The organism is Sphingomonas hylomeconis (assembly GCF_025370105.1).
Lineage (GTDB): Bacteria > Pseudomonadota > Alphaproteobacteria > Sphingomonadales > Sphingomonadaceae > Sphingomonas > Sphingomonas hylomeconis.
The window spans coordinates 80,228-97,381 of sequence record NZ_JANQBK010000012.1 but is presented as its reverse complement, the minus strand read 5'-3'; the positions used below and the strand labels follow the sequence as shown (position 1 = coordinate 97,381).

Sequence of the window (17,154 nt, the reverse complement as noted above, 5' to 3'; positions counted from 1 at the left end):
GCCCGTTGCCGGGCGACCAGCGCCCTGCGGTGAATGACGCGCGGGCCGCGCCGCCGGGGGGATCGCCGCATGTCAGTCCGCTGCCGTTGCGGCCGGCACGGGGGCATCGGTCCAGACCAGCGTCTCGCCGGGACGCAGGCCGCCGCGGATTTCCACCCCGCCCGGGGTGACCCGACCGACCCTGACCTGCCGTTCGACCGGGCGGCCAGCGGACCGCACGGTGACGTGCGCCACCGGGGCGCTGCCCCGTACCGCCGCGGCCGGGATGACGATCGCGGCCGGCTGCTGATAGGTGAGCACGGTGACCGCAGCGGTCATGCCGATGCGTGCGCGCATTGCCGCGCCCGTGGCGGGCGGCCGCAGCCGGGCGGTGGCGATGAAGCGTGTCGGGCCGGCGCCAGCGTCGCCCGCAGCGACGATGGTGGCGACCGTCCCGGTCAGCGCGACGTCCGCAAATCCCGGCCCGGTGACGGTGACCGGCTGGCCGATGGCGAGCGTATTGACGTCGGCCTCGTCGACCTCGAACGTCGCGGCGAGAGCGCCGTCCCGGGCGATCGTGCCGAGCCGCTGGCTGCGCGCGACGTGCGCGCCGGGGCGCAGCGGATCCTGACCCGGCGGCACCGTCGCGACCGGCGGTGCCTGAACGATGCCGGAGACCGGCGCGCGGACCAAAGCCCGGCCGATCGCCGTGACCGAGCGGCGCAGGGCGGCACCGGCGTTGGCGAGTTCGAGCCGGGCGATGCGCGCCGCATCGGGCCCGCCACGCGCCAGCGTCTCGGCGAGATCGTCGTTGGCGCCCGCGACCGTCATGCGCTGCGCCGCGAGCTGCTGCTCGACGCTGTCCTGCTCATTGCGCGCGATCAGCCCCCTGGCGAGCAACCGGCGGCTTTCGCGGGCCTCCCGTTCGAGCCGGGCCAGATCGACCGCGGCGAGCCTGGCCCGGCGCCGCGCCGCGCCGACCTCCGGCCCGTGCGCCCAGCGGGCGATGGCGATGGCGGGTTGCCGCGCCTTGAGCCAGGCGGCTTCGGCGGTGTTGCGTGCCGTCTCGATCTCCTCGGTATCCAGCACGAGCAGCGCATCGCCGGCATTGACGTGCCGGCCGACGTCGAACTGGACCGTGCGGACCGTACCGTCGAAGGGCGCCGTGACGCTGACCGCCTCGCCGGCGGCGAGCTTGCCGGCGAAGGTCAGCGTGGCGCTGAACGGCTGACGCTGGACGACCAGGCTATGGTCGGCCGGCGGCGCGGCTGCGTCGTTGCCGTCCCGGGGCCACCACCAGCCGAGCACGGCCAGCAGCAGCAATGCCAGCGCGGACCAGGCAATCACCGGGCGCGCAATCCATGCCGGCGGGCGCGGCGTCATTCGTCGCTGCCTTCGACATTCCAGCTGTCGAGCGTGGCGCCGATCTGGAGGTCGAACGCGGTGAGCGCATCGAGATAGCCGATCGTCGCCGCCAGCGCCTGACTTTCGGCGACGCGCAGGCCATCCTGCAGGCCGAGCAGTTCGAAATTGCTGGTGCGGCCCGCGGCGAGCTTCTCGCGCCCGATCTCCACCGCGTGTGCGGCGAGCAGGCGAAAACGCTCGGCGGTGTCGACCTGCAACCATGCCGCATCGACGCGCTGTGCCGCATCGCGCACCTGCGTCTCGACCGCCTGGGCGATCGACTCCAGCTGCAGCTGGGCGGTGCGCAGGCCCGTATCGGCTTCGATCACCGCGAGCTTCGGCCCGGGATCGCCCAGCGGGATGGCGAGCTGCACGCCGATGCGGTTGTCGATGCGCGACGGATAGGCGCCCAGCAGCGCATCGCGCCCGGTGCTGCGGGTCGCGGTGGCGGCCAGCGACAGATCCCACAGCCGTTGATTGCGCGCGATGCGCAGATCTTCGCGTGCCTGTTCGACTGCATTGGCCTGCGCGAGCAGATCCATGCGGTTCTCACGCGCGGCGGCAAGCGCGCGGGACAGATCGATCGGGATCCGATCGGCGGCGACGGCGTCGGCCGCGACGATATTGGTCGCCGGGGCCAGCGCGAGCTGTTCGAGCAGCGCCAGTTGCGCGCTGGCGCGCTGTTGCCGGATCTGCAGCAGGGCGACCTGCTGGCTGGCCTGTTCGGCCTCGCCCTGGACGATATCGGCGGCGGCCATGCGCCCCGCGTCGATCAGCGCACGATTGGTGGCGATCAGTGTCGCGGTACGCGCGAGCGCGCGTTCGGCGAGCTGGACCTGTTCCTGCGCCTGCTGCAGCGCGCGATAGGCGAACACGATGCGGCTGATGCCCTCCGCCAAACTGTTGCGCAGCGCGAGGCGATTGATCGTTTCCTGCAGCCGGGCGATGCGCACCGGCGCACGATTGACCGCGATCCCCGCGCCCCGCAGCAGCGGCTGGGTGAGGGCGAGCGTGGCCACGTCGCTGTCGCTGCGCGCGTCGAGCCGCCGGCGGCGGTCCCACTGGAGGGCGATCTGCGCGCCGGTCGGCAGCAGCACGCCGCCGGTGCCGGCGATGCTGGCCTGAGTGGAGCGGGTACCGGCCAGTTCCTGACGATACAGATCGGCGACGATTTCGAGCCGGGGCGTGAACCGCCGCTCGGCCGCGCGCAGCCGGAAGCGCTGCGCGACCCGCGCGAGAAAGGCCGAGCGGATCGTGCGATTGTCGCGCAGCCCGAGCGCGACCGCCTCGACCAGCCGGATCGATACCGCCGGGGCGGCGATCGCGGGCTGCGCGCCAGACGGGGCCGGCACGCCGGCGAATGGCGACAGCGCTGGCCGCTGCGCCTGCGCTGCGGGACACAGCAGCAGGCCGATGAGCAGCGTTTCAATCCGCACGCAGCGCCTCGATCGGGGCAAGCCCGGCGGCGCCGATCGCAGGATAGAGGCCGAACACCAGCCCGATCGTGCCGGCGGCGCCGGGGCCGAGCGCAAGCGTCCATGGGGCGAGCGCGAACGTCCAGCCCGCGCCACGCGCAATGGCATAGGCAATGCCGCCGCCCAGCGCCGCGCCAATCACGCCGCCCGCTGCGGACAGCAGCATGGCTTCGACGAGGAACAACAGGCCGATATCGGCCGGCGTGGCGCCGATCGCAGCGCGCAGCCCGATCTCGCGGCGGCGCTCCATCACGCTCATCAGCATGACGTTCATCACGCCGATGCCGCCGACCAGCAGCGAGACCGCGCCGATCGCGGTGAGCATGCGGGACTGTATCGCCCGCTGTTGCTGCATCGTGCGCAGGATCGTGCGCGCATCGAGCAGGGTGAGCGACAGGCCCGGCGCGGCGAAACGGGCGATCAGCCGCTGGCCGACCGCGTCGCCCTGTGCGCCATCGCGCAGCCGGACGAGCAGCGCGTTGGGGCCGCCGCCGGGAATGACCCGCGCCGCGCATCCGGGCGGCAGCAGGGCAGCCAGGTTGTAATCCACCGGATCGAGCGTTTCGATCGCCACCGGCGCGAGCACGCCGATCACGGTATAGCCGTACTGGCCGATCAGCACGGTATCGCCGGGCGCGATCGCACCGGCCGGCGCCGACAGCGCGCGCGCCGCGCCCGCGCCCAGCACGGTGGCGAGCGTGCAATCGTCGATCGCGCGCAGCGCACGGCCGGCGGCGATCGGCAGCCGCGCGAGCGCGCCGAGCGCCGGCGGGGCGGCAAGCGTCGCCAGATCGGCGGTCAGGCCATGCGCGCGCACCGCGCTGCGCCCGATCGCCAGCGGCACCGCCTGCAGCACGGCGCGATCGTGCCGCGGCAGCGCCTCGATCGCCGCGCGGGACAGCTGCGCCGGGGCGGCGCCGGTCGACGCCGCCTGGATCTGAAGCATGTCGACCCCGAGCTTGGCGAACAGCTTGAGCGCCGCGCGCTGGGCCATATGGCCGCTGTTGAGCATCGCGATGATCGCGGCCGTGCCGATGACGATGCCGAGCAAGGCGAGCGCCGACCGCCGCCCCTGCGCGCGCAGGTTGCGCCAGCCCTCGGCCAGCGTATCGCCGAGCCTGAGCGCGATCGGCGGCGGGTTCCACACGGCGGGCCGCGGGGCGGTCATTCGTCCGCGGATCCGGCGAGGCGGCCGTCGCGCAGCGCGATCCGGCGCGGGCAGGCGGCGGCGACCTGCTGATCGTGCGTGACGATGACGATGGTCAGCCCGAGCTCGGCATGGAGCGCGGCGAGCAACGCCATGACCTCGCGCCCGGTAGCGCTGTCCAGGCTGCCGGTCGGTTCGTCGGCAAGCAGCAGGCGCGGCGACCCGATCAGCGCGCGGGCGATGGCGACGCGCTGGTTCTGGCCGCCGGACAATTGGCCGGGCAGGTGGGTGCTACGATCGGCCAACCCCAGCCTGGCCAGCATCGCCTCTGCCTGCGCCCGCTGCCGCGCGCGCGGCACGCCGCGATATTGCAGCGGCAGCGCGACATTCTGCCATGCGGTGAGGCGCGGCAGCAGATGAAACGACTGGAAGACGAAGCCGATCAGCCGGTTGCGCAGCCGCGCCGCTGCCGCCGCCGAGCAGTCCGTCACGCGCGCGCCGTCGATCGCCAGCGTGCCTGCGCTGGGGCGATCGAGCAGCCCGATCAGGTTGAGCAGGCTGGTCTTGCCCGATCCCGACGGCCCGACCAGCGCGCAGAGCTCGCCGCGCGCGACGGAGAACGAGATGTCCTGCAATACAGGAACGACCCGCTCGGCCTGGCGATAGACCTTAGATACATCGGCAAGTTCAAGCACGACGACCCCCATATCATCTGAAAGGAAGCCATAGCGTTTGTCTTGTCAATAGCAGTATACCTGCGAAGGAGGATGGTTGGAATGCTGGTGCAATGCAGCATCGCCGGGCCTGTGTGGAGATATGACCTGGATCAATAGTGAGTCGGCGTCCTATTGTATTTATTGTTGGCGCCATCCCCCCGATCCTGCTCCCGCCGCGTCTTACTCGGCGACCGCGGACCGCTGCGGCAACGATCGGGGCAACGGGCCTCGCGGGGGGGGAACATTGATGAGCGTATTTGTGCCGACATGCCGTCACCTGTTGATGATCGGCGGGGCCACGATGGCGCTCGCCGTGCCGCTGACACCCGGATTGGCGGCGGCGCGGGCGACCGCGTTCCGCATCGAGGCGCAGCCGCTGGCGACGGCGCTGCGCGACCTGGCGATGCAGAGCGGCGTGTCGATCCTGGCCGACGCGGCACTGACCGCGAACAAGATGGCGCCGCGCTATGCCGCGATCAGCGATGTCGAGGTGGCGCTGGCGGCGGTGCTGCGCGGCTCGGGGCTCGGCTTCCGCCGGCGCGGCAACCTGTACGTGGTGGTCGACGGGCGCGCCGAGCTGCCCGGGGGCGATGCGCTGCAGGCGCAGGCGCCGACGGCAGACGGCTCGTCGGCGGCCGACCCCGGCACCGATATCGTCGTCACCGCGCAGAAGATCGAGGAATCGATCCAGGACGTGCCGATCGCCGTCTCGGCCTTTTCGGGAGCGGCGCTGCAGACGATGAAGATCGAGACCGGGGGCGAATTGCTGCGCGCCATCCCCAACGTCACTTTTTCCAAGAGCAATTTCTCGGGCTATAATTTCTCGATCCGCGGGGTCGGCACGAAAGCGGTATCGGCAAGCACCGATCCGGCCGTGGCGGTCAGCTTCAACAACACGCCGTTGATCCGCAACCGATTGTTCGAGCAGGAATTCTTCGATCTGCAGCGCGTCGAGGTGCTGCGCGGGCCGCAGGGCACGCTGTACGGCCGCAACGCCACCGGCGGGGTGGTCAACGTGCTGCCGGCGCTGCCGCAGCACAAATGGGCCGGGGCGATCGAGGGTGAACTGGGCAATTACGACACGCGCCGGGTGAGCGGGATGCTCAATGTGCCGCTCGGCGCCACGCTCGCGCTGCGCGCCGCGGGCGCCTATACCAAGCGCGACGGCTTCGAATATAACAGCTTCAACAAGACGCGGGTGAACGGGCGCGATCTGTGGTCGACGCGGGTGTCGGCGCTGTGGGAACCGTCGGCGGGGTTCCGCGCGAGCGCGATCTGGCAGCATTTCGACGAGGACGACACGCGCTCGCGCAGCGGCAAGCAATTGTGCACGCGCGACCCCGGGCCGGCAATGATCGGCACGACGGCGGTGCCCGATCCGCTGCGCGCAAGGTTCAGCCAGGGCTGCCTGCCGCAAACCCTGTTCTCGGACGACGCGTTCGGGGTCCCCAATGGGGCGAGCTTCCCGCATGTCTATCTCGCAGGCTCCATCGGACTTGGTGACGGACCCGACGGCATGCCTGTTTTCGTGGTTCCGCAAGGGAGCGATCCCTATGCCGGCATCACCCAATCGCGAAACCTGCGCGAGATCTCGACCAGCTATGATCCGGTTTTCCGCGCCAAGAACGACTTTTTCCAGCTGAACCTGGATGTCGGGCTGAGCGACGGGCTGCAGCTGATTTCGCAGACCGCTTTTGCGCGCGATCGCTACTATTCCTCGCAGGATTACAGCCGGTTCGCGTCCAATCCAATCTTCGCCGATTCGACCGCCCCCGGATTGATCGGCAGCTTTGGTTTCCCAGTCGTGGCGCCCGATGTGACGCCCGGCGGAGTCTTCACCGACCCGCAACTCGGGCCGTCCGATCGGTTCCTTTCGGTGGACCTCAGCAAATCGAGCAACGAGCAATGGACGCAGGAACTTCGCCTGCAATCCTCCTGGGAGGGGCCGCTCAACTTCAATCTGGGCGGAAACTATCTCAACTTCAGATCCAAGGACGATTATTACGTATTCAGTAATTTGTTCACATTGATCGGGCAGTATTTTTACAACGGTCTTGCCTTTGAGGACAGGGTGGACTTCGATAAAATGTTGAATTTCGTCGGAACGCGGCCATGCAATCCGACCGGTCCGAACGACAGCAGCGCCGATTGCATCTATATCGACCCGAACCCGATCGATAAGATCAATGGCGACGGGCACAATTACTTCCGCAGCAAGAACGAAGTGAAGACCGAAAGCTGGGCGCTGTTCGGCGAGACCTATTTCAAGCTCAACGATCGCCTCAAGCTGACCGGCGGGCTGCGCTATACCAGCGATGCCAAGACCAGCACGCCCTATCCCAGCCAGTTGCTGCTCGGCATCGGCCCGGTCCTGACCGGATCGACCGGCGGCAAGGCGGCGATCGGCTATCCGCCGCAACCTGATATCGTCCAGAAATGGCAGCGGTTCAGCGGCCGCGCGGTGCTCGACTGGAAGCCGGATCTGCGCTTCACCGCGGAGACGCTGGTCTATGCGTCCTTCTCGCACGGCTACAAGGGCGGCGGCACCAATCCGCCGCGGGTCGATTTCGATCCCACGATCGTACGCTACCAGCCGATCGCGCAGACCTTCGCGCCGGAATATGTCAACGCGTTCGAGATCGGCACGAAGAATGTGTTCGGCAACGGCAAGGGCGGGGTCAACCTGACCGGCTTCTATTACGACTATACCAACTATCAGGTCTCGCAGATCGTCGACCGGATCTCGCTCAACGAGAATTTCGATGCCAGCTCGATGGGGCTGGAACTGGAGACGTGGTGGCAACCGTCACGCAGCTTTCGGCTGAATGCCAATCTCGGCTATCTGCGCACGCGCATCGCCAAGGGCGAGCAATCGATCGACGTGATGAACCGCACGCAGGGCAATGCCGATTGGGTCGTGGTGCGGCCATGGGTGCAGGTGCCGTCCAACTGCATCGCGCCGCGCGCGGCGGTCGAGCAGATCCTCACGTCGCCGTTTTCGCAGGGCCCCGACGGCGGGCTCGGTACCTTCGCGCTGGCGGCCTTATGCAGCGCATCCGGGCGGATCGGCGATTACGATCCGACCCCGCCCGAGGGGCAGGTGCCCTATTATGCGCTGCTGGGATTCACCTATGATCCGCTGCTGCCCTACGATCCGGCGCTCAGCCCGCTCGCGCCGCTCGGCAGCACCGCGCCGCGCAGCGGCGCCCCCAATGGCGGGCAGGGCTTCTATGCCGATCTGGGTGGTAACGAACTGCCCAATTCGCCGCACCTCACGCTCAACGTCGGTGCGCAGTACAGCCTGTTCTTCGATGATTGGAAGCTGACGCTGCGTGGCGACTATTATCGCCAGGGGCCCAGTTATGCCCGCGTCTACAACACCGCCTATGATCGACTGCGCGGCTGGGGCAACGGCAATATCGCGCTCACGCTGGAGAATGCGCCGTGGGGCCTGACTGCGCAATTCTACGTCAAGAACCTGTTCGACGACACGCCGATCACCGACGCCTTCACCAATTCGGACGATAGCGGGCTGACCACCAACGTCTTCACGCTGGAACCCCGGATCGTCGGGCTCCGCCTGTCGAAGCGGTTCTGACGCCGTGTCCGGGCGCAGCAAGGGTGGGATAAAGGCGATGGCGACAGGATCGATCGGTCGGCGCGGCGCGGGGGCTGCCGTGCTGGCGCTGGTCCTCGGAGGGGCCGCGCCGGGGGCTTGGCCGGAGGACAAGGCATTGCTCGGGCGCTGGCACACCGAGCGCGAAGGCGGGATCGTCGACGTCCAGCGGTGCGGCGCGCTGCTGTGCGGCCGCGTCGTCGATGGCACGCGATTGCGCGCCAATCCCGGGCAGCGCGACGTCCGCAATCCCGATCGCTCGCTTCGCGGCCGCAAGGTGCTCGGCGCGATCGTGTTGAACGGTTTTGCCGGCGGGCCGACGGAGTGGCGCGGCGGATCGCTCTACGATCCGGAAACCGGCAACGCCGCGAGCAGCGGCACGCTGACGCTGGTCGATCCGGACACGCTCAAGGTCCGCGGCTGTATCGCCCTGTTCCTATGCAAGACGCAGACGTGGCGGCGTGCCCGTTGACCGATACACCGGCGTTCGCCGCCGGATCGGTCCAATTCTGCCTCGGCTTTGGTGCCAATTCGCGCTGGCGATCCCCCCGGCCGCCGGCGGCGGGCGTCTCTGGTGATGGGGGAGGCCGCATGCGCCCCCTCCTAACGGGCAGTCAAAGCCCCACAGAGGAGAGGAATGATGATGAAGAAGATCCTGGCTGCAGGAGCCCTTGTCGCGTCCACTGCACTGATGACGCCACAGGCGTCCGCGCAGACCTTCACGTCCGCCCCGGGCAGCTTCACGCTGGCCAATGTCGGCTCCCTGACGGTGAGCAAGGGCATCACCCTGACCTGTTCGCTGAGCGGCAGCGGGCAGGTGGTGTCGGCATCGTCCGCCCGCGTGACGAACATAACGCTGGGCGGCGGCCTGTGCGGATCGATCACGTTCAGCGGCTATCCCTACGCGGTGTCCGCTGCCTCGACCACGTCGATCACGCTGAACGGCGTGACGGTGACCGCCATCACCGGCAATTGCGCCGGCACGCTGACCGGCTCCTACAATCAGGCCACCGGACTGATCACCTTCGCCAATGCGACCATTCCGGCGACGTCGGGCATCGGCGCCTGCCGCATCACCGGGCAGGTGCGTGTCACGCCGACCGTGACCTATACCGTTCCCTGACGTGCCGGCGGACATCGGGCATGGCCCGGTGTCCGCACGCGCATCTATCGACGATGATCCCCTTGACCGAACGGCGCTGCAGCCGATCTGCCCGACCGCGTTTCGACACGACGCCGGTCCGCTTTGCAGCCCGGTGAGCCGTTCGGTCCTTCTTCCCCGTTGTCGTTCCCGGCCCGGCCGGCCCGGGCGGCCGCATCGTCCCGGTGACCGCATCGTCCCGCGGTCCTGCCGTGCGCGCCGGTCACCGCGACGGTGCGCCACCGTCCGATGCGGCGGCGAGACGATCCGGTCGAGAAACAGGGAGTAGTGCCGATGGCCGACGCTGACGTGATCGTGATCGGGGCCGGCCTTGCCGGGCTGGTGACGGCGACCGAAGCGGTGGCGCGCGGCGCCTCGGTAATCGTGGTCGAGCAGGAGGGGGAACAGAGCATCGGCGGGCAGGCCTTCTGGTCGCTCGGTGGCCTGTTCCTGGTCGATTCACCCGAGCAACGACGCCTGGGGATCCGCGACAGCCATGATCTCGCCTGGCAGGACTGGACCGGCAGTGCGGGGTTCGACCGGGCCGACGATGCCTGGCCGTCGCGCTGGGCCGAGGCCTATGTCCGCTTCGCGGCGACCGACAAGCGCGCTTGGCTGCGGCGGCACGGCATCTCGTTCGTGCCGCTGGTCGGATGGGCCGAGCGCGGCGACGGGCGCGCCGAGGGCCATGGCAATTCCGTGCCACGCTTTCACGTGGCGTGGGGCGCGGGGCCGGGGGTCGTGCGACCCTTTGTCGATCTGGCGCGGCGGGCGCAACGCGACGGACGGTTGCGCTTCGCCTGGCGGCACCGCGTCGACGCGCTGGAGACCGAAGCCGGCAGGGTGACCGGGGTATCGGGGGCGCGGCTCGCCGCCGACGATGCGGCGCGCGGCGTCGCCACGGCGCGCGATGTAGTGGGGCACTTCAGGTTCGGCGCCGGGGCGATCGTCATCGCCTCGGGCGGGATCGGCGGCAATCTCGATCTGGTGCGGCGCGCCTGGCCCGCGCGGCTGGGCACGCCCCCCGCCACGATGGTGCGCGGCGTGCCCGAGCATGTCGACGGCCGGATGATCGGCATCGCGCAACAGGCGGGTGCGCGGCTGATCCACCCCGATCGCATGTGGCATTATGTCGAGGGGCTGCGCAATTGGCAGCCGATCTGGCGCGATCACGGCATCCGCGTGCTGCCCGGCCCATCCTCGATGTGGTTCGATGCGTTCGGCGTGCGCCTGCCGCCGCCGTTCCTGCCCGGTTACGACACGCTGGGCACGCTGCGCTACCTGATGCAGCGCAACAGTCCGTACAGCTGGTTCGTGCTCGACCAGGCGATCATCCGCAAGGAATTCGCCCTGTCCGGCTCCGAGCAGAATCCCGATCTGGTCAGCCGCAGCCTTAGCGCCACGCTGCGGCGCGTGACCAGCCGGACGCGCGCGCCCGCGCCGGTCGAGGCGTTCAAGACGCACGGCGCGGATTTCGTCGTGGCGCACGACATCGACACGTTGGTCGCCGGCATGAACCGGATCGGCAAGGCGACGCGGCTCGATCCCCGCGCGATCGAGGCGGCGATCCGGCAGCGGGACCGCGAACTGGCCAATCCCTTCGGAAAGGACTTCCAGATCATGGCGATCCGCATGGCGCGAACGGGCTGGGCCGAGCGGCTGGCGCGTACCGCGCGGCCGCACCCGATCCTCGATCCCGCCGCCGGCCCGCTGATCGCGGTGCGGCTCAACATCCTCACGCGCAAGACGCTGGGCGGGCTGGAAACCGATCTCGATGCGCGCGTGCTGGCGACCGATGGCGCGCCGATCGGCGGGCTGTTCGCGGTCGGCGAGGCGGCGGGCTTCGGCGGCGGGGGCATGCACGGCTATCGCGCGCTGGAGGGCACGTTCCTCGGCGGGTGCCTGTTCAGCGGGCGGGTGGCGGGCCGCGCCGTCGCATAACGCCGACGCCGCCCCGTTATCACGCCGGTCGCACCGGCCGGCAGCTCAATAATTGAGGTTGAGGCTGATCAGCCCGCCCATCCAGGCGATCCACACGATCCCGAGCAACGCCAGCGCGACGAGCACGCCGCGCAGCCGCTCGCCCCAGGTGCGGCCCGGCTGCCGGAGCAGGGCGAGGTTCCACAGGCCGATCGCGGCGCCGGCAAGCGGCACAATCGCGGCCAGCTGCATCGTGCGCACCCAGCCGTCGAGCCCGTCATTATAGACCTCGACCTGGCTTTGCATGATCGGCGCGAGGATCGTGTACCAGCCGGCGAGATAGAGCAGGTCGCCGAGCGCGGCGATCCGCGTCAGGCGGCGCGCCAGTGCCGGCCGGCCGGTCAGCGTGACGGGCAAGCCATGAACCTTGCGCAGCCGCGCCGCGACCGGCCACAGCAGCACGGTCGCCAGCAGCACGAGCACCGACAGGCCGGCGATCCACAGGTTGAGTACGGCATTGCGCGCCAGCGGCACGGCCTGCGCGTAGGAGACCGGATTGGCGCTGTCGACGATCGTGCGGCGGCCATCGACCTCGGTGACGCGCAGCTGCTGCGTGCCGCCCATTTCGCGCCACAGGCCGGGCGCGATCTCGCGGAATTTCTTGTCCTCGATCGAGGCCATGCTGATCGTGCCGTCGGGGTTGGCGGTCACCTGGTCCTGCTGCAGCAGGTAGAACAGGCTGATGAAGCCGGATTCGACGCGGCGCGAGCTTTCGTAATGCCCGGCCAGCGCCGCGGCATCCTGCGCCGCGCTGGCGATCGCCGGCTGGTCCGGCCGCGGGGCGGCCGGGAAATAGCGATCCATGAACAGATCGAACAGCCGCGAGCGCACGCCGTAGACCGCATCGTTGGTGCCGCGGCTGTTGAAGCTGACGAAGATGCCGGTCTTTTCGGCGGGGAGCATGTTGAGATCGGTGTGGAACACGATCGTGTCGCCGCCATGCCCGAGCACCAGGCGGCCGTTGCGCGGGCCGTAGAAGAAGCCGTGCGCCAGCGTGTCGAAGCCGGGCTGGGGCGGCGTTTCCGGGCGGTGCATCAGTTGCACCGTCTCGGGCCGCAGGATCTGCGCGCTGCCGAAGCGGCCGTCCTGCATCTGCGCGATCATGAAATTGGCCATGTCGGCGCCCGACGCGCTGACGCTGCCGGCGGGCGCGGTGGTGACCAGCTCGAACTTGGCGGGCGGCTGATCGCTCTGGCGATAGCCCTTGGAGAGGAAGCGCGCGAGCTCGGGCGGGACCGGCTGGACGAAGGTCGTGTGGCGCATGTCGAGCGGCGCCAGGATATGGCGCTGGACATAGGCGGCGAACGGCTCGCCCGAGACGCGCTCGACGATATAGCCGGCCAGGGCGACGCCGTAATTCGAATAGGCCGGCACGCTGCCGGCGGTGAACAGCATCGGGCGGCGGTTCTCCTTGAGATAGCGTTCGGTCGTCTTGAACCGCTTGGGATCGGTGTCGAGCAGGTCCTTCAGGCCCTCCTCGAACCCGCCGCGATGCATCATCAGATCGTTCATGGTGACCGCGCGGCCCGATTTCGGCGTGATCTTGAAATCGAGATAGCGGTTGATATCGGCATTGAGATCGATCTTGCCGGCCTCGACCTGCTGCATCACCGCAGTCCAGGTGAGCAGCTTGGAGGTCGATCCGATGCGCATCATCGTGACATCGGGATCCATCGGCGTCTTCGCCGCGACATCGGCATAGCCATAGCCTTTCTTGACCAGGATCTGCCCGTCCTTGACCACCACGACCTGCGCCCCGGCGATCTTGCCGGCCTTCAGCGCGGCGGGGAAATAGCCGTCGAGCCAGGCACTCAGATCGGCCTGCGTGAGCGCCGGTGTGGCCGGGCCGGGGGCGGGCGGGGCGGATGCCGGCGCGGGCGTGGCGGGCGCGGGGGCGACCGGCGGCTGGACCTGCGAGGTGGCGGGGATCGCCAGCAGCGCGGCGGCAAGCATGGCGGCGAGGCCGAATTTCTTGATCATCGGACGGGGTTCCCGGTTGATGGACGCGGCGCTTCGGGCGCGAAGGCCAGATCGCCGTAATCGAAGCTGAAATCGGCGATCGGCGACACCGGCTTGGCGGTGACGCGCGCGACCTTGCCGTCCGCATCCAGCGCGAAGGTGAGGTAGGCGGGCTCGATGGCGGGATCGTCGAACCGCGTGACGAACGTGTCGTACTGATAATGCTCCAGCCGCCCGGCCATGTTCGGCGTGGGCGTGAAATCGACCCGCAGCCCGCCTTTGCCGGCCGTGACGGCGATCGGGCCGTACCAGGGATCGATATAGCGCCCGGCATAGCGATCGAGCGCGAGCGACGGGCCGATCCGGGCGGGGGACGCCGCCTGCTGCGCGACCAGCGCTTCGGCCGCGGCGATGCGCTGCGTGCGCGCCGCCTTGAAGCGCGTCGGCCAATCCTGCGCGGGCAGGCCGAGATAGTGATCGAGCAATTCGAACATCAGCCCGTGGCGCGGCTCGCTCTCCTCGCTGTTGAGCGTGATCGAGAAGCCGACCTTCTTATCGGGGATCAGCACGACGACCGTGGTCGCGCCGTACAGGCCGCCGGCATGCCACACGATGCGCGCACCGTGATAGTCGCGCACCTCCCAGCCCAGCGCATAGGCCTGGAAGGCGGGCTGCGTGCCGGCGACGGGCGCGGGCAGATCGGCGATCGGGATCGGCGTGACCGGCGCGTGCATCTCGCGCGCCTGCGCCGCGCTGTAGACGCGCGTGCCGCCCGGCGCGACGCCTTCGCCGAGCTGGATCTGCAGCCAGCGCGCCATGTCCCCGGCGCTGGCCGCGATCAGCCCGGCCGGGGCGGAGGCCTGCGGCAGATGGTCCTGCTCGTCGAGCAGCCGCATCGCGCCGGTGCCGCGCACCGCGCCGCCATAGCGGGCATGCGGCTGCGCGCGGTTGGGATTGGCGAACAAAGCGGCATAATCGTCGGTCGCATGCGTCATGCCGGCGGGCTTGAACACATGATCGCGGACATAGCCTTCCCAGCTCTGCCCGCTGACCGCCTCGATCAGCTGGCCGGCGACGACGTACAGCACATTGTCATAGGCATAGCCGCTGCGGAAGCTGGTCGCCGGCGTGATGTAGCGCAGCCGGCGGACGATTTCCGCGCGCGAATAGCTGCCGCGCGGGATGTACAGCAGGTCGCCCGCGCCAAGCCCCAGGCCGCTGCGATGGACCAGCAGATCGCGCACCGTCATCTCGCGCGTGACCCAGGCGTCGTTCATCTGGAAGCCGGGCAGGCGATCGATCACCTTGTCGTCCCAGCCGAGCTTGCCGGCATCGACGAGGGTGGCGAGCGCGGCGCTGGTCATCGCCTTGGAGGTCGAGCCGATCATGAACAGCGTGTCGCCATCCACCTTGGCCGGCGCGCCGAGCTTGCGCACGCCGTATCCCTTGGCGAGCACGATCTTGCCGTTTTCGACGATCGCGATCGCCAGGCCCGGCGTGCCCGATGCGGCGCGCACCGCCTCGACCCGCGCATCGAAGCCGGCGGGCGGATCGGCCCGCGCGGGCATGGCGAGCAGGGCGATGGGCACGGCGGCGAGGGCGGCTAGCTTCATCACACGGTCTCCAGGGGGCGCGGTACGGCGCGCAGGCGGCGGAACGCGACGATCGCCAGCAGCGGCAGGACGTAGATCAGGATCAGCGCCCAGGCGAGCGCACGATAGCCCGAGGCGATCAGCGCGACGAGCCCGACCCGTTCGGCGATCAGCATGCACGGCACGAGCAGCGCCAGCGCGGCGAGCGCGCGGAACAGCGGGGTCAGCGCCACGCCGCGGGTGCGCGCGACCCGCTCGTTGATCGCGTGCACCGCGCCGGTGCCGCTTTCCAGCAGCGCGGCGAAGATCATCAGCTGGAACAGGATGTGGAAGGCGGGATGGCCGAGCCGTACCAGCATGTAATCGGACGGCAGCACGGCGCCCGCGATATCGGGCAGGAATGCCGTCATCCCGACGAAGAACAGCAGCGCCGGGAGCATGGCGAGCGGGCCGGCGATCATTCCGGCGATCACCGCATCGCTGCCTTTCCGGAAATGCCGCGTGACCGGGAGCACGATCACCGCGCCGATCACATTGTAGCCGGCATAGGTGATCCCGCCCGACATCCAGCCGGCGGAGGGCAAGGTGGCAAAGGCGGTGGCGATGCGATCGCCGACCCCCGCCAGCAGCAGCACGAAGAAGATAGCATAGGTGAAATACAGCAGCACCGAGACCCAGACGAACACGCGTTCGACGCCGGCATTGCCGAACGCCACGCAGGCGACGATGCCGAGCATCAGCGCGAGCGTGCCGACGAGCGGCGGCAGACCGAACGTGGCCGCCGCGATCGCCCCCGCCGCGGCGCCGAACACGGCAAGGATCAACACGATGAACACGGCATAGGCCAGTTCGAACGCGATCCAGAACCGCCCCAGCAGCGCCTGGAAGAAGTGCCGATAATCGCGCGCGCCGATCCGCCAGGCGAAGTGGAAGGTGACCGCGGCGACCAGCGTCCAGATCGCGGTTGCCAGCAGCATCGCCGCCAGCCCGCCCCAGGGGCCGGCCGGCAGGAAGAATTCGGCGATCTCGCGTCCGGTGGCATAGCCGCCGCCGATGATCACCGCCTTGAACGCCAGCCCGGGCAGCAGGAAGCGCCGGAAGCGGTCACGCGCCACGCTCATGCCTGGCAGGCGTCGAGCAGGGCGTCGAAGGCGGCGCCGCCACGGATCGGATCGGCGGCGGGCAGGCCGTGTTCGGCGCCGGTTTCGGCGATCACGCGATCGGCGTCCTCGGCGGTCATTCCGGCGGTGTTGAGGCTGATCCCGACACAGCGGATCGCCGGATTGGTCAGGCGGCCGAGCATCACGGTCTGCGCGATCACCGCGGCGATCGGCGGCACGCGGAAGGCGGGGCTGCCGAGCACCGCCGCGCGACCGGGCTGGTGGCAGACGATGAAGCCATCGGGCTGGCTGCCGTGCAGCAGCGCGAGCGACACCGCGGCATAGGCGGGATGGAACAGCGAGCCTTGCCCCTCGATCACGTCGAGATGATCGGGCGCGGCGGCGGGGCTGAGCAGCTCGGCCGCGCCGGCCGCGAAATCGGCGATCACCGCGTCGATCGCGATGCCCTGGCCGGCGATCATGATTCCGGTCTGGCCGCTGGCGCGGAACGTGGCGTCCAGCCCGCGCGCGGCGAGCCCGCGGGCGATGGCGAGCGCGGTATATTTCTTGCCCAGCGCGCAATCGGTGCCAACCGTCAGCAGGCGGCGGCCGGTGCGCTTGAGCCCGGTCGCCACCGCCAGGTCGGCGGGCGGCGTGCGCAGATCGATCAGCGCGCGGCCGTGTCGCGCGGCGGCCTCGGCCAGTGGCGCGAGGCTCGCCAGCCGCACGTGCATGCCGGCGACGATATCCAGCCCGGCCTCGATCGCGGCAAGCAGTTCGGGCATCCAGCTTGCCGGAATGATTCCGCCGGGATTGGCGACGCCGATCACCAGCGCGCGTGCGCCCTGCGCCGCCGCTTGTGCCGGGCTGAGCCGTGGCAGCCCGGTGCTCACCGTCGCGCTGGGCAGGCTCCATTCGCCGAGGCAGCGCTCCGGCGCCCAATCGCGCAGGCCGAACGCGGTCTTGGCGAAGCCGGGCTCGATCGTGTCGCCGAGGAACAGCAGATAGGGCGCCGGCAACGTATGCGTAGCAACGGCCATGGCCG

12 protein-coding genes are annotated in these 17,154 nt (G+C 69.5%); 4 read left to right on the top strand and 8 right to left on the bottom strand.

All coding sequences use genetic code 11. The annotated features are described in order from the left end of the window. Positions 1-72: 72 nt before the first annotated feature. From NV401_RS13840 to NV401_RS13825, 4 genes are read right to left on the bottom strand one after another with little or no spacing between them, the layout of a single operon-like run. The gene (locus NV401_RS13840) at positions 73-1,362 is read right to left on the bottom strand and encodes an efflux RND transporter periplasmic adaptor subunit (RefSeq protein WP_261295029.1); all 1,290 of its coding nucleotides are present in this window, start codon (positions 1,360-1,362) and stop codon (positions 73-75) included. Then, positions 1,359-2,819: a TolC family protein gene (locus NV401_RS13835; RefSeq protein WP_261295028.1), complete on the bottom strand. Its 1,461-nt coding sequence runs from the start codon at positions 2,817-2,819 to the stop codon at positions 1,359-1,361. Before NV401_RS13835 ends, NV401_RS13840 begins: the two co-directional genes overlap by 4 nt. Further along, positions 2,809-4,026 (bottom strand): ABC transporter permease, encoded by a 1,218-nt coding sequence (locus NV401_RS13830; protein ID WP_261295027.1) that lies wholly within the window; start codon positions 4,024-4,026, stop codon positions 2,809-2,811. Before NV401_RS13830 ends, NV401_RS13835 begins: the two co-directional genes overlap by 11 nt. Then, positions 4,023-4,700 carry an ABC transporter ATP-binding protein gene (locus NV401_RS13825; protein ID WP_261295026.1) on the bottom strand — a complete coding sequence of 226 codons (678 nt, stop codon included), beginning with the start codon at positions 4,698-4,700 and terminating at the stop codon, positions 4,023-4,025. The genes NV401_RS13830 and NV401_RS13825 overlap by 4 nt, the downstream gene beginning before the upstream one ends. A 268-nt stretch (positions 4,701-4,968) precedes the next feature. Here NV401_RS13825 and NV401_RS13820 point away from each other — a divergent pair, with 268 nt between their 5' ends. The 4 genes from NV401_RS13820 (at position 4,969) to NV401_RS13805 (ending at position 11,419) form a co-directional block, all read left to right on the top strand. Then, complete coding sequence (locus NV401_RS13820) at positions 4,969-8,319, top strand: TonB-dependent receptor domain-containing protein (RefSeq protein ID WP_261295025.1); 3,351 nt, start codon at positions 4,969-4,971, stop codon at positions 8,317-8,319. A 37-nt stretch (positions 8,320-8,356) separates the two neighbouring features. Then, complete coding sequence (locus tag NV401_RS13815) at positions 8,357-8,809, top strand: DUF2147 domain-containing protein (RefSeq protein WP_261295024.1); 453 nt, start codon at positions 8,357-8,359, stop codon at positions 8,807-8,809. Positions 8,810-8,977: 168 nt separating this feature from the next. After that, on the top strand, positions 8,978-9,460 hold the full coding sequence (locus tag NV401_RS13810; RefSeq protein ID WP_261295023.1) for a hypothetical protein: 483 nt from the start codon (positions 8,978-8,980) through the stop codon (positions 9,458-9,460). A gap of 312 nt (positions 9,461-9,772) precedes the next feature. Beyond that, the gene (locus tag NV401_RS13805) at positions 9,773-11,419 is read left to right on the top strand and encodes an FAD-binding dehydrogenase (protein WP_261295022.1); all 1,647 of its coding nucleotides are present in this window, start codon (positions 9,773-9,775) and stop codon (positions 11,417-11,419) included. Between the two features lie 45 nt (positions 11,420-11,464). On the opposite strand, the gene NV401_RS13800 is transcribed toward NV401_RS13805, so the two are convergent. The 4 genes from NV401_RS13800 to NV401_RS13785 are packed head-to-tail and all read right to left on the bottom strand — an operon-like array spanning position 11,465 to position 17,149. Beyond that, entirely contained in the window at positions 11,465-13,438 is a 1,974-nt protein-coding gene (locus tag NV401_RS13800) for a serine hydrolase domain-containing protein (RefSeq protein WP_261295021.1), read from the bottom strand. Further along, the gene (locus NV401_RS13795; protein WP_261295020.1) at positions 13,435-15,030 is read right to left on the bottom strand and encodes a serine hydrolase; all 1,596 of its coding nucleotides are present in this window, start codon (positions 15,028-15,030) and stop codon (positions 13,435-13,437) included. Before NV401_RS13795 ends, NV401_RS13800 begins: the two co-directional genes overlap by 4 nt. Continuing rightward, a complete protein-coding gene (locus NV401_RS13790) occupies positions 15,030-16,130 on the bottom strand; it encodes a YkvI family membrane protein (protein ID WP_261295019.1) in 1,101 nt (366 codons plus the stop codon). Before NV401_RS13790 ends, NV401_RS13795 begins: the two co-directional genes overlap by 1 nt. Next, on the bottom strand, positions 16,127-17,149 hold the full coding sequence (locus tag NV401_RS13785; protein WP_261295018.1) for a DUF1611 domain-containing protein: 1,023 nt from the start codon (positions 17,147-17,149) through the stop codon (positions 16,127-16,129). Before NV401_RS13785 ends, NV401_RS13790 begins: the two co-directional genes overlap by 4 nt. Positions 17,150-17,154: the final 5 nt, after the last annotated feature.